The 25528-nt window shown below is 42.2% G+C and carries 24 protein-coding genes; 5 read left to right on the forward strand and 19 right to left on the reverse strand.

Features of this window, described 5'->3' with window-relative positions:
* Positions 1-53: 53 nt before the first annotated feature.
* From murC to IQ19_RS28595, 4 genes are all read right to left on the reverse strand, one after another.
* A complete protein-coding gene (gene murC / locus IQ19_RS17345; RefSeq protein ID WP_144543629.1) occupies positions 54-1349 on the reverse strand; it encodes a UDP-N-acetylmuramate--L-alanine ligase in 1296 nt (431 codons plus the stop codon).
* A 219-nt stretch (positions 1350-1568) separates the two neighbouring features.
* Positions 1569-2225 carry a hypothetical protein gene (locus IQ19_RS17350; RefSeq protein WP_144543630.1) on the reverse strand — a complete coding sequence of 219 codons (657 nt, stop codon included), beginning with the start codon at positions 2223-2225 and terminating at the stop codon, positions 1569-1571.
* A 63-nt stretch (positions 2226-2288) separates the two neighbouring features.
* Positions 2289-3386 carry a nicotinate phosphoribosyltransferase gene (locus tag IQ19_RS17355; RefSeq protein WP_144543631.1) on the reverse strand — a complete coding sequence of 366 codons (1098 nt, stop codon included), beginning with the start codon at positions 3384-3386 and terminating at the stop codon, positions 2289-2291.
* Between the two features lie 161 nt (positions 3387-3547).
* Positions 3548-6940 (reverse strand): DNA translocase FtsK, encoded by a 3393-nt coding sequence (locus IQ19_RS28595; protein ID WP_242021032.1) that lies wholly within the window; start codon positions 6938-6940, stop codon positions 3548-3550.
* A gap of 424 nt (positions 6941-7364) precedes the next feature.
* Here IQ19_RS28595 and IQ19_RS17365 point away from each other — a divergent pair, with 424 nt between their 5' ends.
* The gene (locus IQ19_RS17365) at positions 7365-8324 is read left to right on the forward strand and encodes a nuclease-related domain-containing protein (RefSeq protein ID WP_158638846.1); all 960 of its coding nucleotides are present in this window, start codon (positions 7365-7367) and stop codon (positions 8322-8324) included.
* A gap of 32 nt (positions 8325-8356) precedes the next feature.
* Here the strand turns inward: IQ19_RS17365 and IQ19_RS17370 are convergent, their stop codons facing one another.
* The 4 genes from IQ19_RS17370 to IQ19_RS17385 form a co-directional block, all read right to left on the reverse strand.
* Entirely contained in the window at positions 8357-9157 is an 801-nt protein-coding gene (locus tag IQ19_RS17370; protein ID WP_144543633.1) for a DUF1444 domain-containing protein, read from the reverse strand.
* A gap of 312 nt (positions 9158-9469) precedes the next feature.
* On the reverse strand, positions 9470-9787 hold the full coding sequence (locus tag IQ19_RS17375; RefSeq protein WP_144543634.1) for a thioredoxin family protein: 318 nt from the start codon (positions 9785-9787) through the stop codon (positions 9470-9472).
* Positions 9784-10806: a PTS sugar transporter subunit IIC gene (locus tag IQ19_RS17380; RefSeq protein WP_144543683.1), complete on the reverse strand. Its 1023-nt coding sequence runs from the start codon at positions 10804-10806 to the stop codon at positions 9784-9786. Before IQ19_RS17380 ends, IQ19_RS17375 begins: the two co-directional genes overlap by 4 nt.
* Positions 10807-11247: 441 nt before the next feature.
* Positions 11248-11760 (reverse strand): hypothetical protein, encoded by a 513-nt coding sequence (locus IQ19_RS17385; protein ID WP_144543635.1) that lies wholly within the window; start codon positions 11758-11760, stop codon positions 11248-11250.
* A gap of 162 nt (positions 11761-11922) precedes the next feature.
* Between IQ19_RS17385 and IQ19_RS17390 the strand changes: the two genes are divergently transcribed.
* Complete coding sequence (locus tag IQ19_RS17390) at positions 11923-12369, forward strand: YtoQ family protein (protein WP_144543636.1); 447 nt, start codon at positions 11923-11925, stop codon at positions 12367-12369.
* A gap of 23 nt (positions 12370-12392) precedes the next feature.
* Here IQ19_RS17390 and IQ19_RS17395 read toward each other — a convergent pair whose 3' ends face one another.
* Complete coding sequence (locus tag IQ19_RS17395) at positions 12393-12905, reverse strand: DUF84 family protein (RefSeq protein ID WP_144543637.1); 513 nt, start codon at positions 12903-12905, stop codon at positions 12393-12395.
* Between the two features lie 199 nt (positions 12906-13104).
* Positions 13105-14178 (reverse strand): M42 family metallopeptidase, encoded by a 1074-nt coding sequence (locus IQ19_RS17400; RefSeq protein ID WP_144543638.1) that lies wholly within the window; start codon positions 14176-14178, stop codon positions 13105-13107.
* Between the two features lie 372 nt (positions 14179-14550).
* Between IQ19_RS17400 and IQ19_RS17405 the strand changes: the two genes are divergently transcribed.
* A complete protein-coding gene (locus IQ19_RS17405; RefSeq protein ID WP_144543639.1) occupies positions 14551-14865 on the forward strand; it encodes a PepSY domain-containing protein in 315 nt (104 codons plus the stop codon).
* Between the two features lie 21 nt (positions 14866-14886).
* Here IQ19_RS17405 and IQ19_RS17410 read toward each other — a convergent pair whose 3' ends face one another.
* A complete protein-coding gene (locus tag IQ19_RS17410; RefSeq protein WP_144543640.1) occupies positions 14887-15732 on the reverse strand; it encodes a YtnP family quorum-quenching lactonase in 846 nt (281 codons plus the stop codon).
* 118 nt (positions 15733-15850) lie between these two features.
* Positions 15851-16489 carry a tRNA (guanosine(46)-N7)-methyltransferase TrmB gene (trmB, locus tag IQ19_RS17415; protein WP_144543641.1) on the reverse strand — a complete coding sequence of 213 codons (639 nt, stop codon included), beginning with the start codon at positions 16487-16489 and terminating at the stop codon, positions 15851-15853.
* A gap of 369 nt (positions 16490-16858) precedes the next feature.
* Here trmB and IQ19_RS17420 point away from each other — a divergent pair, with 369 nt between their 5' ends.
* Positions 16859-17137 (forward strand): YtzH-like family protein, encoded by a 279-nt coding sequence (locus tag IQ19_RS17420; RefSeq protein WP_144543684.1) that lies wholly within the window; start codon positions 16859-16861, stop codon positions 17135-17137.
* A gap of 2 nt (positions 17138-17139) precedes the next feature.
* On the opposite strand, the gene IQ19_RS17425 is transcribed toward IQ19_RS17420, so the two are convergent.
* From IQ19_RS17425 to thpR, 6 genes are all read right to left on the reverse strand, one after another.
* The gene (locus IQ19_RS17425; RefSeq protein WP_144543642.1) at positions 17140-17913 is read right to left on the reverse strand and encodes a phosphotransferase family protein; all 774 of its coding nucleotides are present in this window, start codon (positions 17911-17913) and stop codon (positions 17140-17142) included.
* Positions 17914-18417: 504 nt separating this feature from the next.
* Complete coding sequence (gene pulA, locus IQ19_RS17430; RefSeq protein ID WP_144543643.1) at positions 18418-20565, reverse strand: type I pullulanase; 2148 nt, start codon at positions 20563-20565, stop codon at positions 18418-18420.
* Positions 20562-20783 carry a hypothetical protein gene (locus IQ19_RS28600; RefSeq protein ID WP_242021033.1) on the reverse strand — a complete coding sequence of 74 codons (222 nt, stop codon included), beginning with the start codon at positions 20781-20783 and terminating at the stop codon, positions 20562-20564. Before IQ19_RS28600 ends, pulA begins: the two co-directional genes overlap by 4 nt.
* A 4-nt stretch (positions 20784-20787) precedes the next feature.
* Positions 20788-21528 (reverse strand): diacylglycerol/lipid kinase family protein, encoded by a 741-nt coding sequence (locus IQ19_RS17435; protein WP_242021034.1) that lies wholly within the window; start codon positions 21526-21528, stop codon positions 20788-20790.
* A 29-nt stretch (positions 21529-21557) separates the two neighbouring features.
* Positions 21558-22541 (reverse strand): nuclease-related domain-containing protein, encoded by a 984-nt coding sequence (locus IQ19_RS17440; RefSeq protein ID WP_144543644.1) that lies wholly within the window; start codon positions 22539-22541, stop codon positions 21558-21560.
* A 65-nt stretch (positions 22542-22606) separates the two neighbouring features.
* Positions 22607-23182 carry an RNA 2',3'-cyclic phosphodiesterase gene (thpR, locus tag IQ19_RS17445; RefSeq protein WP_144543645.1) on the reverse strand — a complete coding sequence of 192 codons (576 nt, stop codon included), beginning with the start codon at positions 23180-23182 and terminating at the stop codon, positions 22607-22609.
* Positions 23183-23470: 288 nt separating this feature from the next.
* On the opposite strand from thpR, the gene cysK reads away from it, so the two are divergent.
* Positions 23471-24403: a cysteine synthase A gene (cysK, locus tag IQ19_RS17450; RefSeq protein WP_144543646.1), complete on the forward strand. Its 933-nt coding sequence runs from the start codon at positions 23471-23473 to the stop codon at positions 24401-24403.
* Between the two features lie 168 nt (positions 24404-24571).
* Here cysK and dat read toward each other — a convergent pair whose 3' ends face one another.
* Positions 24572-25441, reverse strand: a complete 870-nt coding sequence (gene dat / locus IQ19_RS17455; protein ID WP_144543685.1) for a D-amino-acid transaminase — start codon at positions 25439-25441, stop codon at positions 24572-24574.
* Between the last annotated feature and the right edge of the window lie 87 nt (positions 25442-25528).

Raw genomic sequence — 25528 nt, forward strand, 5'->3', positions numbered from 1 at the left:
GAAAACGCCCTAAATAAAAAAGGATGCTGCCATATATGGCGCATCCTTTTTTATTATAGCCGGTTTTCATATGCTTGCTGGAACTTTTGAATATCGCCGGCTCCCATAAACATAATAACGCTATCTTCATGATTTTTTAAAACAACTGTTTCTTCTTCGCTCAGAATCTCTGCATCTGGTATTTTAGCTTTTAAATCATCAATCGTGAGCTTTCCGTGGTTTTCACGTGCAGAGCCGAAAATTTCGCAAAGATAGACTTTATCGGCTAAATTAAGGCTAGCTGCAAAATCATCAAGAAACGCTTGAGTCCTTGTAAAGGTGTGAGGCTGGAATACAGCTACAACTTCCTTTTCCGGGTACTTTTGCCTTGCTGCTTCTACAGTAGCTTTTATTTCAGTCGGATGATGAGCATAGTCATCAATGATGATCTGTGATCCCACATTTTTTTCAGAGAATCTTCTTTTTACACCTTCAAAGGAAAGAAGCTGCTCCTGAACAATCTTTGCATCTATTTCTTCATAATGGCAAAGAGCGATAACAGCCAGGGAATTCAATACATTATGATCTCCATAAGCTGCAATAGAGAATGTTTCATAGAAGGTGTTACGGACAAATACGTCAAAAGTGGTCCCTTCCGTTGTTTTCACCACATTGCGCGCCTGGAAATCATTGTCTTCTCCAAAACCATAAAATACGACTGGCACTTTAGCCTGAATTTTTTGCAGCTGCTCGTCATCTCCGCATGCAAAAATCCCCTTATTCACTTGCCATGACATCTCCTGAAATGCAGAGAAAACATCATCAATGTTGGCAAAATAATCAGGGTGGTCAAAATCAATATTCGTCATAATCGCATAATCAGGGAAGTAAGAAAGGAAATGCCTTCTGTATTCACAAGCTTCAAATACAAAATATTCCGCTTCCTCGTCCCCTTTCCCCGTTCCGTCTCCAATTAGGAATGAAGTTGGTTTTGCGCCCCTCATCACATGCGCAAGCAAACCTGTAGTGGACGTCTTCCCATGAGCCCCAGTCACCGCAATGCTTGTGAATTTTTTCATGAAGTCACCTAAAAAACGGTGGTAACGCACAACAGGCAAGCCAAGCTTCATTGCTTCCTCAATCTCTTCATGCGTGTCCGGATATGCATTTCCGGCGATTACCGTCATGCCCGGCTGTATATTTTCCTTTTGAAAGGGAAGGATCTTTATTCCTGATTTTTCAAGGGCCTCCTGAGTAAAAAAGTGTTTCTCAAAATCGGAGCCTTGAACCTGATAATTCATATCATGCAGAACTTGTGCCAAAGCACTCATTCCAGACCCCTTAATACCTACGAAATGGTAAATAGTCATATAAAGAACCTCCAACCATCGTATATCTGTAAAACAGTATATGACATATATCTAGATTTGCGCATATCCCCTTTGAGGACATGCTTCACTGACTGTGTTACTAATATGTATGTTCAGAAAGTCCGGCTTTTTTGTCCCCTTTATGAACAAACACTTTAACGTATTGCATCATTATAACACTATTTATATTTAAAAACTATGTAACGTATTGCCAGCTATTTATTCCCCAAATAAAAAATATAAAACATTTGTTTTTAAAAAGGCTCTCCAGGTTAGTTCAGGAAACTTTTTTTTTGCCTCCGAATAGGCATCCAGCATTCTATCTACTATAACTTTATCCTTAACAGGCAAAACCGGCCCCATCGCAAAATCAAACATCTGTATCGGAATTTTTCTGATGAATAACCATTCGCACGTTGACATATCAGGCAGATCCCCATGCATATGCCTCATTTGAAAAGGACTTTCAGATTCTGCCCCAACAGCGGTTATTACGGTACAATCAATCTTTACGACCCTAACCGGTTCCATGGCAGATGTTAAAAAGAGAGCCCCTTGGATTAAATCGGGCTCTGAAAGCTGCCGGGAATTGTTTTTCAAGAAGAGACTGAACATCGTTGAACCTTGGATCGTTTTATAATCAAATAGGAACCAATTCTGAAACACTTCATGTTGCAATGACGTAAAAGCAGCTTCAGGAGGAAGGCCGAGCGTCTTTCGGAATAGATGCTTTGCCCGGACTTTCTCTCTGATATTTGCGGTCCGTTCAGTGTAATCTTCGGCTAGTGTGTATAAATGAACTGCATTTTTCTCTCCTTGAAGCTGCTTGGTCTCACGGAAAGAATTAAGATCCAAAATTGAGCCTTCCATTTCCATACAGGATGCTCCTTACTCTGTTTGTAAATATTAATCGGTATGCTGATTGCACCTGCCCCTGACTTATTCAACCTTTTCAAGGCGCGGGTTCGGGCGGAACCGCCGTCCAGCCTTGGCTGCGTGTTTTCCATCTATCATGACATTGTCGCCGGTAAACCCTGTTGTGATTTTCAGGAGGCTGCTTCCCACTCCATAGGTATCAACAGGGACACCCTGTTCTTCAAATTCGCGGATACGCGATTCAGTAAATCCTCCGCTAACCACAATTTTCACATGGCCAAAGCCTTCATCATCCAATGCTTTTCTTAAAGCAAATATCAGCTCAGCATTAACTCCGCGAGGGTCAAACGTTCCCAGCAGATGCTGGTTCCTTAGGAAGTACTGATCAATCAAGGTTCTCGAAGTATCTACCCGTACACCTTTAAGTTCGTCTCCAAATGCCCTAGCCACTTTCAATGAATCTGTGATTGCATCATTATTGTAATCAACCAAAGCAACCAGTTCATCTTCCGGAAAAGTTTCCTGATAAGCCTTTGTGGCTGCTACAATGTCACCCTCAAACATTTGAATAAGAGCATGGGGCATTGTCCCCATTCCCTTCTTGCCCCACCATTCGTTCATAGCATGCGTAGCTTGGGCAGTTGCCCCCCCAATGAAGGCTGCGTATCCGTCGCCAGCCTGGGTAATATAATGGTCATCACGGTCTCCCATGAAAATGACCTGTTTTTGAACCCCTGAAGTCCCTGCAGCTTTAACCACATTATATACATTCGTTGCGACCGAGGTTCTTCTGGCCAGAATTCCATCAATGATACCTTCCAAGTAACCGAAGTCCTGGTATTTTCCTGTAATCGTCAGTACTGTTTCAAAGGGCGAAATCTTATCTCCATCTTTCAAAGAATAAATTTCCAAATCGTCCGGACGGTCCGCAAAGGTTTTAAGCAGGGCAATCACTTCATCGGTCCCGCACAAAACGGCATGATTTTTCTGGAAAAATTGCATTGTTACAATTTTATCCTCATGATATTTCTTAACGATTTCCCTAGTCTTGAGAAAATAAACTGCTGAAAACCAGCCATCCCTCACACGTTCATCGAATTTAAATGTCTGGTTTGTCAGACGTTTAATTTCCCCTTTTACCTTCATCTCAATTTCCTTCATCCCTAAAGCTCCTCACAAACATTAAAGAAAGCAATTGTGCCTGCTGGTCTTGGCCTCTTCAAGGGGCACGCTCTAAAGCTGGCCAGTTTCAGAAAGCTTTCTTATTTTATAAAAGTAGTTATATCTATTATTTAAAACATGCAAGTAAAGAATACCATGTATTAATTTAATGTACTAGTGTCTTGTATAGATTCGAGGTCGGCTTCAGTGATGAGGACGTCCCTTGGCTTGCTGCCTCTATTTTCAGAAATAAAGCCCTGCTTCTCCATCATATCAATCAGGCGGGCTGCCCTGTTATAGCCAATTTTGAACCGTCTCTGCAGGCTGGAAGTGGAAGCCCCTCCCTGATCAACGACAAACTCGCATGCTTCCAAAAACAATTCATCCTCTTCTTCAACTACCTGGGCTTTTTTTAAAAGCTCTTCCTGTTCAAATAAATAGTCCGGATCGCGTTCCCTGCGTACATGTGCTACCACATCATCAATTTCTTTATCAGAAACGAATGTGCCCTGCAGACGCACTGGCTTGGAAGTTCCATTTTCAAGGAAAAGCATATCTCCGCGGCCCAGCAGTTTTTCAGCCCCGCTTATATCGATAATGGTTCTGGAATCAATCTGGGATGATACTGAAAAAGCAATTCTGGTTGGAACATTTGCTTTAATTAATCCTGTAATGACATCTACTGATGGACGCTGGGTAGCGATAATCAGATGAATTCCACATGCCCGCGCTTTTTGGGCTATCCGGCAAATCGCCTCTTCCACATCCGCTGGAGACATCATCATTAAGTCTGCCAGCTCATCAATCACGATGACCATAAATGGCAGTTTTTCTGAGTAGCGTTTATGCTCTTCTGCCAATTCATTAAAACGGTTAATATCCCTTACCCCTGCATGTGCAAACAATTCATATCTGCGCTCCATCTCTTCAACAGCCCATTTCAAAGCAGCCGTAGCCGCTTTTACATCAGTAATGACTGGGCTGACTAGATGAGGGATCCGGTTATATGGCGCAAGTTCAACCATTTTTGGATCAACCAGCAGCAGTTTCAGTTCCTCGGGGCTTGCTTTGTACAGCAAGCTTACAAGGATTGTGTTAATGCAGACACTTTTACCCGAACCAGTTGCCCCGGCAATCAATCCGTGCGGCATCTTTCTTAAGTCGGTTACAATCGGCTTTCCGGAGATATCAAGCCCCAATACAGCCGTTAATGGGGATTCGCTATTTTGAAATTCCGGCGTGTTGATAATCTCGCTGATAAAAACAGGCCGGCTGCTTTGGTTTGGAACCTCGATGCCAATTGTATGCTTGCCTGGAATTGGTGCCTCAATCCGGATATCCCTGGCAGCAAGGCTAAGTTTAATGTCATCTGAAAGATTCGTAATTTTGTTCACTTTTACCCCAGGTTCCGGCTGTACTTCAAATCTCGTAACAGACGGCCCTTGCGTTACATTGACTACCCTTGCCCTGACATTGAAATTTTTCAATGTTGAGTTTAACATTTGTTCCTGTTCATACAGCCAATCGGAAGTCTCTTCTTTGATTACAGGCGGCGTCAGCAGCGTTTTGGACGGAAACTCATAATAAGAGATTTCATCTTCCTCTTGGAGAGTAGTTCCTTCAGGCTGCTTGTCTTCAAATGCTTGTGATGACCGTTCTTCAGCTTGGCGAGTTGTTTCTGCATGAACATTGCTTTGATCCTCAGCTTGCTCTACAGCTGCAGCCGATTGCTGGATACTCTCCAACGGGAATCTGGTGATATTACTTTTTTTTTGCTGTTCTTCTGCAGGCTTGTTCTGTGATACCGCTGGCTTAGCAATCTCTCTTTGCTGATTTAGTTTTTTCCTGTCATTATTAAGCATGATGACGTTGAACGGAATAGTCCCTCTGGTTGAAGGCTTTTTCTCTTGTTGACCTTCATTTGATGAGCCATCCTCTGCGTCGGGTTCTGTTTTTAAAGAGTCAGATGAAGCCGTTTCCCGCTCCTGCTCCTTACTTTCATTCTGTTCTGATGCAGCTGATTGAACGGGATGCACAGTGTTTGAAGCTGCTTGTTCAAGCTCGCTTGATGCTGAAATGGTTTCTATTATAGGGTCTTCTGGTAGCTCAAATTCTTCCAGCTGTTCAGGCTTAGCTTCTTCAATGATTTCAGGTTCCGGCTGTTCTTTTGGGATGATTCCGGAAACTGGCTGTTCTTCTCCAAAAGCTTCTGTCCCATGTAGTACTTCTTCTGCCATCTCGGGCTTTTCCTGTACTTCTTCAATCGCTTCAGATTCCTGCTGTAGGCGCTCGCTGCTTTCTGGCTTATGAGTTATTTCTTCTATTTCGGAAGTAAGCTCTAAATCTTCTGGTTTTAATTCATCTTCTTCTGCTTGCTTGGCTTCCCATGAAGGTTCATCCATAGAACTGTTAAAATGATTGATGCCTTCATGGTTATGGCCGGTTTCATTGGATTGCGCCTGCACCTCCTCTTTAAAAGATATGTCTGATAAGTCAGTGTCGGTTTGCACCTCCGTTGGAACATTCACTTCATCCTCAGAGGCTAAGGATGCATGATGATTTTCCCTTCTTGGCTTAGAAACTTCTACTGTAATTTCTTGCTTGTTCTCCTGTACCTTGGAAGCTGCCTCTTCTAAAAGAGCGTATTCCAGCAGATCACTTATGTTTGTCTTGGCAGAGTTTTTATTTTTCGAAGCTGGTTCAAATCTGGCCCCTTCATCGTTTATTAACTCTGGTTCGCCCTGGTTGGATAGATCTTCCTGCAGCTCTGCCCCTGAGGGTTGATTAGTCTCAGAATGATGCTTTGGAGCGCCGTCTTCTTCCGGAATTTCGAACATTAAGTCAGAAGCTTCGCCGATTGTATATTTGTTCACTGTATGTTCTTCCGTTTCCGGTGCAGCTGCCTGTGTGTGAAAGGCCTCGATTTTATCGGAAATGGTGTCACCCTTTTCTTCTTGGTTTACGTTTTCTGCAGTACTCTTCGGCTTTCGGGGCGGTCTTTGCTGTATTTTGCGCATAATCTCATCATATGTAAGCTCTTTAGGTTTAAACTCATTTGTCTCAGTCTCTGATTTATTTTTTGAAGCACCTGAATTACGTCTCTCAAACCCATAAATAGGTGACGGAATTTCAGTTGGCTGGAAAGGCCTCTTCTTGTTAACCGCCTCCCTTTCATTCCGGGTCAGTATTTTTTCCTCCCTAGCTGCAGGAGGTGCAGGTTTTTTCTGGTGTTCACGTTCGACACTGCGCGGCTGCCGCTTTTTTGGCTTTCGCGCAGGGGCCTCTTGTTTTTCAACCGGACGAGGGCGGGGTCTCGGCCTTCTTTTCTCGCTTTCTCCTTCACCGTCAGGAATTACCGGAAAACGGAACTGGCCTTTCGGATATTGATAAACCACCTTAGCATCAACATCTCTTGAACTCTCTCTTGAACTTTCTTTTGAACTTTTAGGCGGCTGTATATTTTCATGCCCGCGTTCTTCATCATATTCTTCTATATTTTCGTATTCATCATCATCGGTTTTGAACATATGGAAAAGTTTTTTAATCCAGCTCATTTATATCAACTCTTTCTATTTAAAACTTTATTAGTCTATCTTTCTTATTTTATCAGGTATTTACCGTTTTTGAATAATAAATGCGAGAATGAGTCCATTTAAAGGCAGAATGGGTAAATTTACAAACGAACAGCAGGTTTAAGGCATACTTTCGACTCAATACCTGATGAAAGGTTCACAGGAATTGCTATCAGACTTATTACCCAGGGCAATTATAGCGATTCGTTGATATATTGGCCCTTTTCGTTGATATATCCGATTTTTCGTTGATATATCCGATTTTTCGTTGATATATTAAAAAATTTGTTGATATATTGTTATTTTTCGTTGATATCTCAAAAAAGAGGCCACCTAATTATCAAAAGAAGGAAATTCACCCTTTATCCAGAATTTTAATTTAGAAAAATGAAAAAGGAGTGATATATTGATCCTAAAAGAACGTTCAACACCGATAAAAATTACCTATCTGGAAGCTTTATTAAGAAGGCTTCCCTATGACCACCTCAAGCGGTCCCGTATTGAAGAAGATTTATTTAAAAGACGCGCAGGCTACCGCGGTGAAAAAGCTTTAGATCAATTTTTAATAAATCATCCCTTAACCGATGATTTCTTGATTCTCAATGACCTTCGACTCTCGAATGGGAAGCAGTACTTCCAAATCGATTCCCTCCTCATCAATAATCAATTTGCCCTTATCCTTGAAACGAAAAACATTTATGGAACACTGTTTTTTGATCAAGAATTTAACCAGCTTATCCGCACATCCTCTGATTCCGAAACAGGCTTCCCGAATCCTCTCGTTCAAGCCAGACGCCAGCAGCACCAACTAGCCAATTGGCTTAACCATCACCTGAAACTTTCTCTTCCTATTCAATTTCTTATCGTTATCACTTCTCCCTCTACCGTTCTAAAAACCAACAAACATTCACCTATTTACGATAGGGTTACTCATCTTTATAATTTGGAGGATAAAATACAGCAACTCGCCGACAATCATCTTAAACAAATCCTCAGCCAGAAAGAGCTGCAAAAATTGAACAAGAGACTAAACAAAAATCATATTCCTGAGGGCTTCCAAGTCCTACAATATTACGATATCAAAGAAACTGAAATTCTTCGTGGCGTCTATTGCCTGAAATGTAACCGGCTATCTATGGTACGCAAACACGGCACTTGGGTTTGCATACAGTGCAGCCACAAAAATAAAAATGCCCATAGAGAAGCCATCGATGACTACTTCTCCTTAATCCACCCTTCCATTACGAATCGCGAATTCAGAAACTTTCTAATGCTATCCGACCCACAGACTGCTACCCGCCTGCTCTCATCACTAAACCTATCTTCCTCCGGATCCAATAAAGGCAAAATTTATTTTAGAAAATAAAAAGGGACCACAAATTGTGATCCCGTAAAAGCCTATTTCTTTTTATTTTTACCCAAGATGAAAATCGGTTCAAAATCTCCATCCTCATATAAAAAAGATAAGGAGGTGATAGGCACCCGGCCGCTCGCGAAGAAGCTCATCGTCATCTGGGCTAGTATATCGTAGCCAGTTTCATTTTTAATGTCGGCAATTATCAAAACGTCCTGATGTGGAACTGCAACTGCCATGGAACCTTCCATTTTTCGCTCCATCTCTTTTATAAAAGCCTCATTCAGAATCCTGCTGGCATCATAGCCATCATTTTTATTTAAAAAATAAAAAGTATTGCCGGCAACGGTATCCGTCTTCATATCTGTAGGCAGAGACCGAACATTAAATAACGCCGTTTCTTTAATTCTCTCCGGAACCCAGCCCTCTTTTTCCATAAGCTGCTTGTCGATAAGGCGATAGGTTTTGCCCAGGTCAAGCGCATAATAAATTCGTGTTTCAGCTGTGTGGTCATCCGTTAAGAAGGGAACACCTTCCTGTGATTCACTTGGAAATGAGGTGGAGCGGATCACAGGAAAAATGTTTTTTTCATGCCCTGACAAGCGGGCGTCTTCCACCATCGCTTCTAGGCCTTCCTCCACATAATAAACGACTTCGTCAATAGCCTTTTCTTTTTGTTCCTGCCACTTGGCAATGATGCCTGGAAGTGAAATGGTAATTCCCTTGCCTGTCTCTTTATTTTCAATGCGGAGCTGATCCTTCTCCCTGTCAAAGGAGAAAATACGATTTTCCTTTGCTAACCGCTTTTCCAATTCGTTCTTCATTTTCTTGCTGTCCATTTTCATATATAAGCCCCTCCTTATGGGGATTGATTCCGATTAACATTTTACACTAAAAAACCCTCCTTCTCAAAAGAGACGCCGGAGGGTGGAAAAGAGAAAGCGCCTTGATCAAGCGGAACGCAGACTAAAATCGCCACGTCCTGTGGCAACGTCTGTATGACCCGCATCCTGCGGACCTCAAGCACAAGGGAGCCTCACGGGAAGGTGTTCTTCCCTTTCTGGGAGGATTGGCTTGTGACCTCGAGGGGGGTAGGCGCTGGAGCTAGACAGTTATCAAAGTTAAGGGTTTCATACTGCTTTTAAATAAAGACAATCTTATTTTTCAAGTGTTTCAATAAAGTTCTCAATTTCTTCCTGTGTTTTTCTGTCCTTGCTGACAAAGCGCCCAAGTTCCTGGCCATCCTTGAAGCCGATAAAGCTTGGAATGCCGAATATATCGAGCTCAATGCAGAGATCAATAAATTGATCGCGATCTACATAGATAAAATTATAATCATTATATTTTGCTTCAATTTCAGGTAAGACCGGTTCAATAACCCGGCAATCCGGGCACCAATCAGCTGAAAACATGAATATATGTTTTCCGCTGACGCGCATTTCATTAAATTGTTCTGCTGATTCTAATTTTTTCATTTCTTTTCTCCCCCTGTATTAATCTTCATATCTCCGTATTGAATCCAACCCTTTTTCCTCATATATTCAGATAATATCAGGCTAATAAGAGCAGGTCCAATAAAATGCAATACGATTACCTTCATCCAAATGTCCGAACCAAACCCCATCGTAGTAAAAGTCATAATCTGTCCAACGAGCCCGCTTGTTCCCATGCCTGCTCCGGCAGCGTTATTTTCCATCAGCCAAAGGGTCGTTCCAAAAGGTGCCAGGATCGCTCCTGCCAGAGTTGGCGGAATGAGAATCCACGGATTTCTGATAATATTGGCTACCTGAAGCATGGAAGTCCCTATACCCAGGGCTATAAATCCGCCAACTTTATTTTCCCTGAAGCTGCTGACCGCGAATCCGACCATTTGGGCCGCACAGCCGATCGTTGCGGCCCCGGCGGCAAGTCCATGCAGATCCAGCATGAGTGCAATAGCAGCTGAAGAAATTGGAGCAGTCAAAGCCAGCCCCATTAATACAGCTACAATGATGCCCATAATAATAGGCCTTTGCTCCGTACCCCACATAATCAGGCTGCCAAAGCTTTTCATTCCGTAATCAATTCCAGGTCCAATCAAAGTTGCCACAATATATCCAACAGCAATCGTGACAAGCGGTGTAACAATAATATCAACTTTCGTTTCTTTGCTGAACAGCTTTCCAATTTCCGTTGAAATAAGTGCTGCCACAAAGCTTCCTGCTGGTCCGCCAAGTGCTGCCCCGGCTGCCCCGCTGGCAATCGCTGAAAATATAACTAGCGGAGGCGCGTTCAATCCGTATGCGACCGCGACTCCAATCGCAGGACCCATAAGCCCCATAGCCAATACGCCCATCTCTGTAAGATATTTATATCCTAATTGGTCCCCGATTGTTTTAATGATCAACCCAATGATCAATGAAGCAAATAACCCAAGCGCCATACTGCTTAATGCATCAATAAAATATACCTTGGCTGAAAGGGTAACCCCTTTTCTATCAAGAAAGGCTCTCATCATTATCCCCCTATGTATACGTTTTACAACTATAAAGATAACACATGTCAAGACACTTGTTATACATATTTTAATCGTAATGTTATTCTTCTTTTCCGGAGGGCATTCTATGATACTTTACCTTTTTTTATTTGGCTCTGTTATAAAAGATTGTTGTTTATAAATAGATTTTGTAAATAAAACATTAATAAATAAGGTTGGTTGATTGGAGCGCAAGGTGCGAGACTCCAGCGGGAGGAGTGGGACAGGTGAGACCCCACAGGTGCTGCGCACCGAGGAGGCTCACCGCCCGCCCCGCGGAAAGCGAGCATCCTGAAGCGGAAATCAACCATTCCTCACTACTTGTTTAAAAAGCAACAAAGTTTGCGAAAACAGCCTTTTATTTAAAACTAATCTAATACGGATATCCAAAATAAAAAACGAAGGGCAATGCCCTTCGTTTTAGTTCGTTACCTTGACAGAGTTGACAATCTCCATCATGGTAGCGGCGTCAGATGATAAATGCTTGGTTTTGGATTGAGTGGATATTTTTACGCCGCCAATTCCAACGATCAGTTCATTTTCGTCTTTTTTATCGCTGTTGATCAACAGAAATCCCCTATGTCCATCTTTGGTATAGGTTTCATTAACATCATAATCCTTTTTCTGCTTGATCGTTGCATCGTAGACAACTTTGCTGTCCGGGCCTTCATGAGGATTGTAAAAAAGAATATACGTTTTTGATCCGTTTTTTAAAATGATATTATTAGGACTTTCCTCTTTTACTTCCACCCCGAAAGGCAAATAATATTCTATATCTTCGTTCTTATGATTGGTCTTTTCAGATGTTTTGTTGAATGCTTCCTCTGCAGTATTCTTTGCGGCTGTTTGCTCTTCTTCTAATGATGCTGAACATGCACTGAGCAGTAAAAATGAAATAACTAAGAGCAAGGCTGCGGTGAATTTTTTATTCATACTAAAGTCCCCCCTTGCCAGGAAATCTATTATCCTTACTTATCATACATTTCTTCTTAATAGTCTGACAACCCTTCATGTTGGAAATGACAGCCTTTTCAGTGCGTTACTTCTTAGAAGAAATGTTAAAATATAAGAATCATGCATAAAGGAGGAAATATTATGGAAATAACCGTATATTTAGCGGGCGAAATTCACTCCAATTGGCGGGGGGAATTAAAAGAGAAAGCAAAATCTCTTCAGCTTCCCATTCATTTTGCAGGGCCAATGGAGAACCATGACCGTTCTGACATGATTGGTGAGGAGATCCTTGGGAAACAGCCTGATGCCATCTTCCGGGATGAAGCGGCTTCAAGCATTAATAATTTAAGAACGCAGCTTCTTATGCAGAAATCTGACCTTGTGATTGCTTTGTTTGGAGAAAAGTATAAACAGTGGAATACCGCTATGGATGCGAGCGCAGCTGTCACTCTGGGCAAGCCGCTGATCCTGATCCGCCCAAAGGAGCTTCACCATCCTTTAAAGGAACTTTCAAGCAAAGCAAATGTTACTGTTGAGACGGTTAACCAGGCATTAAAAGTATTATCCTATATTTTTGAGACCGAATAAGAAAAATGGGGTTAGCCATAGGGCTACCCCATTTTTCTATATTCGTATTGTCCAATTAGCAATTTCATAACATGGGAGAACATTTCTGACCGATTTACCTGACCATTTGTAAAGATCCCTACCGCCCCTTCATTTTTGCGAACATTAACTTTTTTAGCGTAATCATCCATAACCGGGCCTAGCTCTTCACCAGCAAGCAGTCTTGCCGAAACTTCTTCCGGAAGCGGAATCCTTGCTCCTCCTCCGATAATAGGAGACTTGCCTTCCTCTGCCAGTGCGCCCCAGTTGCATAGGAATAGGCCGTACTCTGTTTTCTGCACGCCGCCTTCCAAGCCAATGCCGATTTGGCCGCCAGATATTTCAAGCGCTCCAAAGGCTCTGTTGATTGCACCCTTAATGGTTTCTTCATCAGAAAAAGGCTGGTCGCTAACACCTGATGGCACATCATTCGAAATGATTTCTGCTTCATAATCGCTAAAAGCTGTTTGCACTGCCATAATTTTAGCGGGATTTTTTGAACCAATAATGATTTTCATAAGATCTCCTTTCTGGTAAAGCGCAAGCGCTTTGACCGTGGAACGCAGACTCGCCACGTCCTCCCAAAAACTCACGCTGTTGGTCGTACGATGAGTATGCTGACGTAGCGTTTCCTGTGTAGCTAGTCAATTCCCAAAGTTCAAATTATATTTTCTATTTCAATGGAAAAAGAGACAGCATCTGCTGCCTCTAAAAAAATTAACTGTTTTGGCGAATTGTTTCCACAGTAGAACGGTCACATGATTTAACAAGCTTTACAAGCAGCTCTTTTGCTGCAGCGTAATCATCCACATGCACCATTGAAGCATGGGTGTGGATATAACGGGAGCAAATGCCGATAACTGCACTTGGGACACCTTCATTGGAAATATGAACCTTGCCTGCATCTGTTCCGCCCTGCGATACAAAATATTGATATGGAATGTTGTGAGTTTCAGCTGTATCAAGAACAAATTCTCTCATTCCACGGTGAGTTACCATCGAACGATCCAGAATGCGGAGAAGGGCTCCCTTGCCTAAATGGCCGAATTCATTTTTGTCGCCGGTCATGTCGTTGGCAGGGCTCGCATCCAAAGCAAAGAAAATATCAGGGTTGATCATATTTGCGGCTGTCTGTGCACCTCTTAAGCCTACTTCTTCCTGCACAGTCGCTCCGGAGTATAGGATATTTGGCAGCGTTTCGGCTTGTACTTCCTCCAAAAGTTCAACTGCCAAACCGCAGCCATAGCGGTTATCCCATGCCTTGGCCAGTATTTTCTTTTCATTTGCCATTGGCGTAAACGGACAAATCGGAAGAATTTGCTGCCCTGGCTTGATGCCGATTTTTTTCGCGTCTTCTCGGTCATCAGCACCAATATCAATCAGCATATTTTTGATTTCCATCGGCTTGCTGCGCTTTGCCTCATCCAAAAGGTGCGGAGGAATCGAACCAATAACACCCGTAACCGGGCCATGATCCGTCATGATCTGGACTCTTTGCGCAAGCAGTACCTGGCTCCACCAGCCGCCAAGCGTCTGAAAACGGATCATGCCATTATCCGTTATGGAGGTAACCATGAAACCTACTTCATCCATATGGCCTGCTACCATAACAGTCGGGCCGTTTTCATCGCCTCTTCTTACTCCAAAGATGCCGCCAAGCTTATCCTGGACGACTTCATCCGTATACTGGCTGATTTGCTCGCGCATAAATTTCCGTACTAAATGTTCGTTTCCGGGTGCTCCAGGCAATTCTGTCAATGTTTTAAAAAGCTGCAATGTTTTTTCGTTCATTTTTCTGCTCCTTTAACACTTGCATAGATTGGTTTGATTATGTATATTTCTATTTTACAGAACTTTCATACGGCTTGCCAACATTTCAGACAGCAAACTTCGATAATCAAAATATACCCCGCATTAACGGATAGCAAGGATCTCTCTTAAAAGATTCAAGAGTAAAAAAGTCAAAGCAAGGATCAATTGCCCGTAAACGTCCAACTCGCTCAACTAACATTAGCAGGGGATGGATATTCACTTTATTGCAATACGTTATTTATTTTAGTGTTAGCCTTTTTTTGGTAAGATAGAGGTGGGCAACAGTTATTCGAATTTTTCAAAAAACTATTTAAATATCCGCTTTTTTATCATGCTTTGGGAGGTACATTTATGAACTGGAAATCATTTATTTTAGGCGTAGGGGTTGGTTTGGCCAGCGGGTACGCTGCAAGGGAACTGCTATCACAAAATGCTTCCGTTTCTCCGGAGAAAGCCTTGGCAAATGCAAAGGAAGCATTCAAACAGGAGGGGCCGATCAGCGGCTCGTGGATTCAAATGAAGGCTGAGCCCTATGAGAAGGGACATTTGAAATACCAGGTATATAAAGGCGGCATTTCAAGGTTTTCCGGTGAAAAAGCCGAGCAGTACGAATTTATTGCCGATGCAGGGACTGGAGCTATTTTGGACGTTTTTCCGCTGCATTAAAAAATCCCCGAATGGGGATTTTTATTTGCGCTCTCTTTCTACTTTACCTGTAAAGCTTTTCCCTGTCTCATCCCATTTGACTGCGCGGTAAAATGAATCATGGTAAAAGGTGAACCAGGCGTTATTTTTCAATCCGTATTCCATCCATTTTTGTTTGGCGCTGATTGAATCCATTGGATAATCATCATAAGCCAGTACCCATAATACATTTTGGTGTGCATGTGTTGGCATGATATCAGCCATATGGACAATCATTTCGTTGCCGTCTTCTATGACGAGGATAGAATGCCCGTCGCTATGGCCGCCAGTATGTACCATTTTAATAGGGCCAAGCGTCCATTCCCCTTCAAAGACCTCTACTTGATTCTGGATGGCATCCCAGTTTTCTTTCCAATATGTATTTCTTGACCGAATATTCGGGTTTCTCATCTCTTCCCACTCAATAGCTGAGGCAATGATTTTGGCATTCGGGAAAACAGAAACAAATCCGCCGTCTGCAGGTTTTGTCAGACCGCATGCATGATCAAAATGAAGATGCGTCATTAGAATATAATCGATATCTTCAGGAGATAAGCCGTGCTCAGCCAGATCCTGTATAACGTTAGACTCTTCAAGAGCCCCAAAGTTGCGCTTCTGTTTTTCATCCAGCTTACCATTGCCCAATCCGGACTCCACTAAAATACTTTTGCCATCAGCTTGAATCAGAATTGGATCTGACCGCAATTCGATTTGATTTTTGTCATTGCATGGATATTTTTTTGACCATAATGGCTTAGGAACAACCCCAAACATTGCTCCTCCATCAAGATGTGTCACCCCGCCGCGAAGCCAGGTCAGCTTTATGTTTTGCAGTTCCAATGTTTCCATATTTCTCTCCTCCAAACCAGTGATCTAACTTTATAGTAACATTAAGCGTTCATTTGTAGAAATATTTAAATTATTTATCGGATTAAAAAAAAGCCTACCCAAAGGGATAGACTCTAGCTTATCTATACTGCACTTCACATCGGTAAATGCGATTTCCTTTAGATGAAAACTTCTCTTCGTATTCAGTCATAATGTTGCCTTCATAATCGCTGTTATGCAGATCAAGGCTCACATAAGTCAGCAGCATGCCGTATTCTGAAAAGCTCATAAGAGAAGATTCGAATAAGCCCTGGTTATCAGTCTTAAAGTGAATTTCTCCTTTATCTACGAGAATGTTTTCATATATTTCCAGAAAGCTTCTGTATGTCAGCCTGCGCTTTGCATGACGTTTTTTCGGCCAGGGATCTGAGAAGTTGAGGTATACACGGTCGACCTCGCCTTTATCAAAATGCTCTTGCAGATCATTCGCATTTACATTTAGCAGCTTTACATTAGGCAGTTCTTCTTCAATGATCCGGTCAAGAGCCGTGACAATAACACTTTCAGCCAGTTCAATCCCGATGTAATTGATATCCGGATTGGCTTTTGCCATTCCTGTGATAAAACGGCCTTTGCCTGTTCCAATTTCAATATGAAGCGGCTGGTTCTTATTGAATGCTTCATTCCATTTCCCTTTATATTTTTCAGGTTCAGAGATCACATATTGAGGATACTCGGCTAATTTATCCTTAGCCCACGGTTTATTTCGCTGTCGCATATTGACACTCCTAAAAATTAATATCGTTCAAACAATATCATGCAAATTGCAGTGGTGCAACTTTATTTTACCTTGCCTGTTGTCTCAAGTGATTTATTGCTCATCATTATAGTTTAACCAATTCGCCCTTGAACAAATAAATTACGGCAGGCGGCATGAATAAATAAAAAAAGGAATCCACAACCTAGAGGTGAATTCCTTTTTGTTTTTCCCGCATTAACGGGCAGTAAGTTCCCCAAAAAATTCAGTCGGCGAATCAAAGAGGCGGAAGGGGCAAAGTGCCCGCAAAAGCCCCAATTGGCTCAACAAACCAGCAGTTGGAGTTTCACTTTTTATATCTTCAGATTCAGGATGAAAGGGTGTTTGCAAATGCCGCTTGGGCAGCAGGATCAGTTAAATTTATTAAAAGATATATTAAGCAATCACCAGACAGATTGCTGTGGCTCTATTTCAGAATGTGAACAATTGGAACGATTGGTTAAATCTTTAATGGTAAACGGCAATATTAATCAAAATGTCAAAACAGTATTAGGAGAAATATATGAGTACAGTCAGCATGGAATCAATTCTTCCCAGTTGGATAATCATATTGAATCCCATCAGAACGAATTATCGCAATGGGTTCATGACATTGATCAGTTTTCTTGATTTTAAAGCAGTTCATCCAAAAAGGAAATCCATTTATCCATTTCCTGGTACCTGAACTTATTTTTGTGCCATTGGATAGAGGTCAATGTTTGGGCTTTGACATACCATTTCATTCGCAGAATTAGATCATCAGTCAATTCAATGCCATAACGTTCTACCCAATTAGGCCATTCCTCTTTTGGGATATACCAGTATAACAGCATCCCTAAATCTATGGCCGGATCGGCAATCATGGCTCCATCCCAATCAATCAGGTACAGCTGGTTGTTTTCCGAAAGCAGCCAGTTGTTATGATTCACATCGCAATGGCAAACCGTTTTTTCCTCACAATGGATATTAGCAACCTCTTTCTTCAGGAAATCAATCGATTGTATGACAGCCCGCTGACGCTTTAGATCAGAATCAAGTTCTTCTTCAATCATATGCAATAGTGTTTCAGGCTGCAGCGGAGACTTTCCCAGCCGTGTAAGCATCCCCAGCAAAGCTGTTGAAGAATGAATTTTCTTTAGCAGCTTTGCAACGCTTTCCTGGTTCATGTCCCCTGCTTTAAGCTCTCTTCCATTTAACCATTGCTGAGCAGTAATGACATCCCCATTTTCCATCCTTTTCGTCCATACAAGCTTCGGGACGATGCCTTCTGCAGAAAGAACCGCAAGAAATGGCGAGGAATTCCTTTTTAAAAATAGCCTTTGCTCTTCATGCTGGGCATAAAAGGCTTCCCCCGTCGCACCTCCGGCGGGAACAATCTCCCAGTCATGTCCAAATAAATGTTCCAAAATTGTTCACCTGCAATTTAGTAAGCTATCTTTTCGAAAATAGCTATAGTTGAAAAACGTAAGCCCTGGTTTTTGGCAATCAAAACTTATTTCTTCCGGCCGATCAGGAAAGGCCTATCCAGAAAAAGCTTTCTATTACCGAATAGTAAACACACATATGCATTAAGTAAAGTTATATTTCAAAAAACCATTCATTCGCACAAAATAAGTCAAACAATGCACCTATACCACACAGGGTAAACAGGCGAATATATTTTATATGAGGCGCCTCTTTCAAGGAACGCGGATTGATATCGTAAAATAAAAAAAGAGCTATTGATGCAAATTCTCACAATAGCCATCTTTATAAATTTTATTCTTACTAGCTTTTTTCGTCAAGTGTATCTATTTAGGTTTCCGGAATATTGAGCGAAAAAAAGAAGAACATTCGCCCAATTCCTGCTGTTTTTTCTATATAAGGATAATGTTTGCAGAAAGGAGGATTATCAGCCCTGCCTCCTTATGTTAATGCCTGCAAACCATTACATAAGTGCTTATCGGCTTTACGGTTAAATTTTTGGTAATTTCCCCCTTAGGTATAAGCCCTGCGGTTTGCCCATTCGCAAGAAGTTCCCAATCCCCGTCCGGGAGTATTACCGCCTCCTCTGCCATAGAAGGGTTGAACACTACAGCAGCCCGGCTCCACTCAGCATATTTTTCTGGACTGTTTAAAACAAAACCAATCAAGGGCTTCTTAACATCAATAAAGCGCATGGACCTTCGGATCAGATCCGCACTGGCAAGCCTGAAAAGCGGGATATTTTTTCTTATGTCGATCATTCCTTTAATATATTGGACATTCTCGGAAAAATGAATCTTCCGCTCCCAGTCCAGCTTATTAATAGAATCCGGCGAACGGTAGCTGTTTCCGTTCCCTTCTTTGGTCCGGAAAAATTCCTGGCCACTGTGCAGAAACGGAATCCCCTGCGAAAGAAGCACCATAGCCGTAGCAAGGCGATGCTTTCTTTGCTGAATGTTTTCATCCGCTCTCTCTGAGCACACCAGAATTTTATCCCAAAGCGTATGATTGTCATGTGATTCCACATAATTTACTGATTGGGAGGGAGACAGAAAAATACCCTTTTCCTTTTTTTCAAGGCCGATGCTGCCGGCTAAAACCTGCTTTGCGGCTTCATAGTAATGCTCATTCCCCAATGCATATCCTTTATCATACAAATTAAAAGTGCTGCCTTTAATGGAATCCCGGAACCAGTCATTAAATTGGCCAATCCCGGGAAGCTTATCCTGATTGCGGATGCTTGCCTTTTGCTCATCCGGAATCGGAGTATTTAAGTCCCAGCCTTCACCGATAATAATGGCAGTCGGATCGATTGAATTTGCAGTTTGACGGACCCTGTTCATGGTTTCGATATCGAGTATACCCATTAAATCGAACCTGAACCCATCGAGCTGATATTCCTTCATCCAATACTCGACTGAATCAAGAATAAACTTTCTGGCCATCAGGCGTTCTGAAGCAAAGTCATTTCCGACCCCGGTACCATTTGAAGGCATTCCGAATTCGTCATGGCGAAAGAAGTAACCGGGCACAATTTTTTCAAAAGAAGAATCTTCCCTGATATAGACATGGTTATAGACCACGTCCATGATCACTCTTATGCCCTCGGAATGAACAGCATGGATCATCGCCTTTAACTCCCTGATCCGCGAATAAGGATCAGCAGGATCAGTGGAATAACTTCCTTCAGGCGCATTAAAGTGCAAAGGATTATATCCCCAGTTATAATCCCTTTTCGGGCCTCTTTCATCCACTCCTTCATAATCATGGAAAGGAAGGAATTCGATATGCGTTATGCCCAGCTGTTTTACATAGGAAAGGCAGGTTGGCTGGCCGTCACTTCCAGTTGTGTTTACCTCCCCGGCTCCAAGGTACATGCCTTTCCTTGTGGCACCGCTTCCTGGATGGATCGTAAAGTCCCTGATATGCGTTTCATAAATGATTGCATCTGTCGGCTGCAGGAGAGGAGGGAGCTCAGGCTTAACTTTTTTAGTGCTTTCCAGATCAACCACTGCCCCATATTCTCCATTAACCGCAACGGAAACTGTATAGGGATCAATCGCTTCTCTCCATTCAAGATTTACACAAACCAGGAAAGAGTATAGATGCTGATCGAGATCGCCCGAAACCTTGCAGCTCCAGACTCCTTTTTCCCCTCTGGCCATCTCCACTGTTTCAGCATCCTCATTCACAGCTGATTTGAGCTTGAGCTTAACTTTTGTTGCAGTGGGAGCCCAGAGCCTGAAGAGGGTCTTGTCTTTGCTATAAGAAAACCCCAACGGGCCTTCATAGTAAAATTTTTCGTCAAAAGGTTCTGTTCGAATAACAGCCCCAATTTGCAGATCAGTTTTTTCGCCATATTCGTTCACAACCCAGTATTGTTCCCCTATCACCAAATCATGATCAATCCTGCATGTATATTTAATGGACTCCTCAATCGGTATGCTATTCAATATCTGCATCGGAATTTCCTCCGTACCTGCCAGCAGGGAGAACCTTGATGAACGACCTTGATGATATTGGAAAGGAAGTAAGATTGTAATGATTTGCATTTCATCTAAATAGGCATAATAGTTTCGTTCAATTGATATCATTTCGGGTTCATCTCCTTTACTTCCTCTTCTTTTTTCAAAATTACTGGAATTGCATTCCTGCATACAGATACAGTTAATGGAGTGCATCCAAGAGGTTCCCCATCAGCATGGGCAGGGATAGGATGTGAAGAACGGATCCTAATCGTTTTACCTTGAAGAACCGCTACTTCTTTGAATGCTACATGCTTTCCTTTAAAAACAGATGTAAAAACAAACAATAGCTTAACCCTTTGATATATTGTGGACAACCGTAAGATTTAGAATTCCGTCAAAGGGATTTGCATCTGGGGATATTTTCATGCCGCCTCCATAAAACGGCTGATTGGATACGGTTACAAACCAGGCAGAATCAAAGGATTGCTTTTTTCCGTCTATCTCGATTTCAAGAGCTGAGCATCTATAGACAAAAAGCTCTTTTATCAGAAAAAGAACATAAATAAATTTCCCCAGGGATAATCGATTTAAAAGCCCTTTAATTTTTGAACGGTTAACTTTTTCTGAAATCTGGGCATCGAAGCCTGCACCCATATTATTAATAAAATATGTTGCGTTTTCTCCTGTGTGTCTGATTATTCCTACATCGGTTCTGACTGGCTCATGATCTGTTCCCTTTAATATCGCAAATAGTGCCGCTACAGGATCTTTAGGGATTCCAAACCCGCGGGAAAAGTCATTCCCCGAGCCCCCGGGAATAAACCCAACAGTCACATTCGGATACATAGCAGCCCCATTAACAACTTCATGAAGGGTTCCGTCCCCGCCGACCGCAATAATACATAATCTCTGGCCAATTGCTTGTTCTGCATAGGATCTGGCCAGTTTCCTGGCGTGTCCGCTATATTCTGTGAAGTTCGCAGAATAGGATATTTTTTCATTCTGCAGCACCTGTTCAACCTTCTTCCAGACTTTCTGGCAATATTCGTTCTTTGCCTGTGGATTAATAATGAAAATAGTTGATTGCATATGATCAGCCCTCAACTGCCGTGAAGGTTTTATTGCTCATCCGGATGCTCCCACTCCAGCCTCCTGATTGATGTAGTCTGGCAATATTGAAGCAGGGCTTGGGCTGCCTTAAGCTGAATATGCTTTAGAGGGGAACGCTGGTTTCTCATTGTTTGAAACCATTGCTCATAATTTCTTTTTTGAATAAGCTGAACACCAAAAGGGGCAGTTGGATAATCAATATACCCGTTTCGGCTAATGACGGCTTTTTGAATCGGCAATTCTAGATCATGGAGCTCAAATATTTTACGGACAATCTTTTCCGTCCTGTTCAAAGCAGGCAAAGGATTAAGAATTTTTTTCTCTTCCCCTGATCCCTTTTTGATCCAGAATCTATCCTTTGAACCTGAAAACACAGCTAAATCTTCTGCTTCAAGAAAGCTGATGCACCAAACCTCCGTCGGACTTATTAAGATTGATTCTGTTTCCACGGGTGCCTGTTTCAGCAGAAAGATAGGATTGTACATTACAAGATACGTATCAGGAAATCTCTGCAAAAAATACTTTAGGTTTTCTTCATAATAGTATCGTTTATCAGGAAAAGACTTTTCCGTTAGAGTAGATGTGGCCCACTTCATTTGAAAACGGTATAGCTGATCAAGGAACTGATGTTTTAAATTATCGACCGTTTCCGGACGCACAGTAAAGGAAGCTTCAAAATCAAACGGATCCTCAGCCTTTTTTTCTTCTTTCAGAAGTTCTTGAGGACTATATACTTCTTCGGCCTCATTTTTCCCACGCTTTAATAGACCCTTCAATTTATCCATAAGAGGTTCTTTTTCTTCCTCAGGCCAGTCTCCACCGTTGTTTGCCAGCGGTGACTCCGGTTCAAAGCTGAAGGTTTCATTTGAATCCCATACTTTATGCCACTTATCCCATTGCTGTTTTTTCAGCCTGACAAAACGGGAAGGATAAACAAAAATATCCTGTTCATAACGTGAAACATAGTCCTGCAATTTAATTAACTGTCCCATTTCTCCTAGCCCTGCTTTCATAAATAACTTCTATCTATTTATTTTAAATGGTTATGTATCTAATTTTATTCCGCCAAAAGCGGAAAGATGGCAACACTTTCGTATTTTGGCATTTTATCTAAGTGTGTCTGATATAAGACAACCTCTGAAACGGTAAATTCAAGCAGGTTATCACGAAAAGGGTTATATTCACCCAGCATGCTTTTCTGAAATGAATCGATGCCTGCCCATTTTCTCGCGATCGTAATATGGGGCTTAAAAGGTCTTGTCTCAAGTTCGAATCCTGCTTTCTTGCATGCGAAAAAAACTTTGTCCCTAAGAGTATGCAGCCGCTCTTCCCGTTGAGTGTCGCACCAAAAAATTCTTGGCGTACTTTCTTTTCCGAAGATACCTAGCCGGTTAATGTATAGCGGAAACGGCTGTTCACCTTTAATCGATTCAGCCACCAGCTTTTCAGCCGTCCGGAGCTTGTCCTCAGGCGCCGAACCAAGAAATGCTAACGTAATATGATAATCCTCATGATGAACCCAGCGGCTAAAGTGGATATTCCCTTTTAAATCCTCAATGTATTCTTTGAGCCTTTTCTTTGTCTCAGCCGGTATTTTGACCGCAAAGAAAAAATGAGCATTCTGATTTTTCACCTAATTCTACCTCCATATTTTTACCTATTTTATCAAACATCACATAAAAATGGCAGATACTTTATGGCAGCCTGCCAATTCTGTTAGATCCCCCCTAAATCCCTTTGATTTGATTGGAATAGTCTGTTTTAGGTATGATGAATATGATATAACATAATTATAGATTTCCTTATTGAGGATGGAATTAAACAGAGCCACACAAAATAACAAGAAGACAAAACGGATATTCACGCCCTAGCTAGCTTGTTATAAAAAATACCCACCTTTATACGAAAGGGAGAGTCAGAGATGAAAATAGTCAATAATCTTGCAGATTTAATTGGAGATACTCCACTCGTAAAACTAAACAGACTTGCCCCTGAAAACGGTGCAAGCATCTATGCCAAGCTTGAATTTTACAATCCAAGCAGAAGCGTAAAGGACCGTGCTGCTTTTAACATGATTGTTGAAGCAGAGAAAGCGGGCAAGCTTAAACCCGGCTCAACCATTATTGAACCGACAAGCGGAAACACAGGCATCGGGCTGGCAATGAACGCTGCAGCCCGCGGCTATAAGGCTATTCTTGTTATGCCGGATACGATGACGGCGGAACGCATCAATATTTTAAAAGCCTATGGTGCAGAAGTGGTCCTGACACCTGGTGATGATAAAATGCCGGGTTCCATTAAAAAAGCAAATGATCTTGCTGCCGAAATTCCAAACAGCTTTGTACCAATGCAATTTGAAAATAGTGCAAATCCCGATGCACACAGACATTCAACCGCACTGGAAATCATCGACGGCATGAAACAAATTGGCAAAAATCTTTCTGCATTCGTGGCAACTGCAGGAACAGGCGGCACCATCACAGGTACAGGCGAGGTATTAAAAGAGCATTATCCTGGCTTGGAAGTGCACGTCGTTGAGCCAAAAGGTTCACCTGTACTATCCGGCGGACAACCAGGCAGACATAAACTGGTAGGCACAAGCCCTGGCTTCATACCGGAAATTTTAAATACAGATGTTTATGACGAAATTCATCAAATTAAGGATGAAGAAGCGTATGATACAACACGGGGAATGGCAAGGGAGGAAGGCATTCTTGTCGGCCCTTCATCAGGGGCAGCCTGCTATGCTGCTATCCAAGTGGCCAAAAGGCTAAAGCCTGAGGATGTGGTTGTATTTATTGTTTGTGATACAGGAGAAAGATATCTTTCAAGCGATCTTTTTCAATTTGAATAAAAATTTGAAGACCCCGGAGAGATTTCGGGGTCTTTAGTTTGGCTGGTATGTTCATACCTCATTTTTCAAGATATCCCTATATATATGGGCACTCAGCGCTCTGGTGTGATTTCCCATTCCGGCATAATCTGAAAATAAAAAGCAGCCGGGCTGACCGGCTACTCTACACTATCTTAATTTTACAGGCATGTTGCCGCACTGCTTTTCAATTTCTTTTTCAAAAAGATCCTGCAAACTTTTTGTGACTGGTCCTGGAGTTCCGCTGCCAACCGGCTTCCCTTCAATCTCTGTGATAGGTGTAATTTCGGCAGACGTACTGGACATAAATACTTCATCTGCGTGTTTTAAGCCCTCTAGCGTAAAAGCTGATTCTTCTACGGCAATTCCATTTTCATGGCAGATCTCATTGATTTTCCGGCGGGTAATGCCGTTAAGAATCAGGTTAGTGGCGGGGTGGGTGTACACCTTGCCTTCTTTTACAATAGCGATATTCGATGAGCTTCCTTCTGTTACCGTGTCTCCGCGATGCTGAATAGCTTCATAACAGCCGGACTGCGCCGCTTTTTGCTTGGCCATAATGTTGCCAAGCAAATTAAGGCTCTTTATATCACAGCGGAGCCAGCGAATGTCTTCGATCAGGAGAGCCTTTACGCCATTCTTCATGCTGTCAACCGGCCTTTCCGCTTTACGAGTATAGGCAGTAAACGCAGGCAGCACATCTGCGCCAGGATAAGCATGGTTTCGTGGAGAGGCGCCTCTTGTAAATTGCATATAAACAATTCCCAGCTCCATCTTATTTTTCAAGATCATCTTTTCAAGCAGCTGTTTTAGCTCTCCAACGGTATAAGGTATGTTCAAGTCTATTTTCTTACCGCTATCAAGCAGACGTTCAAGGTGTTCATCTGCTGTAAACATTTTTCCATTATATATCCGGATAACCTCATATACGCCATCACCAAATTGATAGCCACGGTCTTCAATATCGACTTTTGCTTCGGAACGCTCGATAAATTCCCCATTCAAAATGACATATTCCATACTCACTGCCACTCCCCGTATCTGGTTTCTCGTATCAGATATTTTCTGATTGTGTAAATTCTTTCAGCCATCATATCAGGTTTTAGC

Origin of the sequence: Cytobacillus oceanisediminis (assembly GCF_007830235.1) — a bacterium.
Classification (GTDB): domain Bacteria; phylum Bacillota; class Bacilli; order Bacillales; family Cytobacillaceae; genus Cytobacillus; species Cytobacillus oceanisediminis.

What these genes read in the sequence shown, in the direction of transcription:
- murC (WP_144543629.1), bottom strand. Translation starts at nt 1,349, where the DNA reads ATGACTATTTACCATTTCGTAGGTATTAAGGGGTCTGGAATGAGTGCT.
- IQ19_RS17350 (WP_144543630.1), bottom strand. Translation starts at nt 2,225, where the DNA reads ATGGAAATGGAAGGCTCAATTTTGGATCTTAATTCTTTCCGTGAGACC.
- IQ19_RS17355 (WP_144543631.1), bottom strand. Translation starts at nt 3,386, where the DNA reads ATGAAGGAAATTGAGATGAAGGTAAAAGGGGAAATTAAACGTCTGACA.
- IQ19_RS28595 (WP_242021032.1), bottom strand. Translation starts at nt 6,940, where the DNA reads ATGAGCTGGATTAAAAAACTTTTCCATATGTTCAAAACCGATGATGAT.
- IQ19_RS17370 (WP_144543633.1), bottom strand. Translation starts at nt 9,157, where the DNA reads ATGAAAATGGACAGCAAGAAAATGAAGAACGAATTGGAAAAGCGGTTA.
- IQ19_RS17375 (WP_144543634.1), bottom strand. Translation starts at nt 9,787, where the DNA reads ATGAAAAAATTAGAATCAGCAGAACAATTTAATGAAATGCGCGTCAGC.
- IQ19_RS17380 (WP_144543683.1), bottom strand. Translation starts at nt 10,806, where the DNA reads ATGAGAGCCTTTCTTGATAGAAAAGGGGTTACCCTTTCAGCCAAGGTA.
- IQ19_RS17385 (WP_144543635.1), bottom strand. Translation starts at nt 11,760, where the DNA reads ATGAATAAAAAATTCACCGCAGCCTTGCTCTTAGTTATTTCATTTTTA.
- IQ19_RS17390 (WP_144543636.1), top strand. Translation starts at nt 11,923, where the DNA reads ATGGAAATAACCGTATATTTAGCGGGCGAAATTCACTCCAATTGGCGG.
- IQ19_RS17395 (WP_144543637.1), bottom strand. Translation starts at nt 12,905, where the DNA reads ATGAAAATCATTATTGGTTCAAAAAATCCCGCTAAAATTATGGCAGTG.
- IQ19_RS17400 (WP_144543638.1), bottom strand. Translation starts at nt 14,178, where the DNA reads ATGAACGAAAAAACATTGCAGCTTTTTAAAACATTGACAGAATTGCCT.
- IQ19_RS17405 (WP_144543639.1), top strand. Translation starts at nt 14,551, where the DNA reads ATGAACTGGAAATCATTTATTTTAGGCGTAGGGGTTGGTTTGGCCAGC.
- IQ19_RS17410 (WP_144543640.1), bottom strand. Translation starts at nt 15,732, where the DNA reads ATGGAAACATTGGAACTGCAAAACATAAAGCTGACCTGGCTTCGCGGC.
- trmB (WP_144543641.1), bottom strand. Translation starts at nt 16,489, where the DNA reads ATGCGACAGCGAAATAAACCGTGGGCTAAGGATAAATTAGCCGAGTAT.
- IQ19_RS17420 (WP_144543684.1), top strand. Translation starts at nt 16,859, where the DNA reads ATGCCGCTTGGGCAGCAGGATCAGTTAAATTTATTAAAAGATATATTA.
- pulA (WP_144543643.1), bottom strand. Translation starts at nt 20,565, where the DNA reads ATGATATCAATTGAACGAAACTATTATGCCTATTTAGATGAAATGCAA.
- IQ19_RS17435 (WP_242021034.1), bottom strand. Translation starts at nt 21,528, where the DNA reads ATGCAATCAACTATTTTCATTATTAATCCACAGGCAAAGAACGAATAT.
- IQ19_RS17440 (WP_144543644.1), bottom strand. Translation starts at nt 22,541, where the DNA reads ATGGGACAGTTAATTAAATTGCAGGACTATGTTTCACGTTATGAACAG.
- cysK (WP_144543646.1), top strand. Translation starts at nt 23,471, where the DNA reads ATGAAAATAGTCAATAATCTTGCAGATTTAATTGGAGATACTCCACTC.
- dat (WP_144543685.1), bottom strand. Translation starts at nt 25,441, where the DNA reads ATGGAATATGTCATTTTGAATGGGGAATTTATCGAGCGTTCCGAAGCA.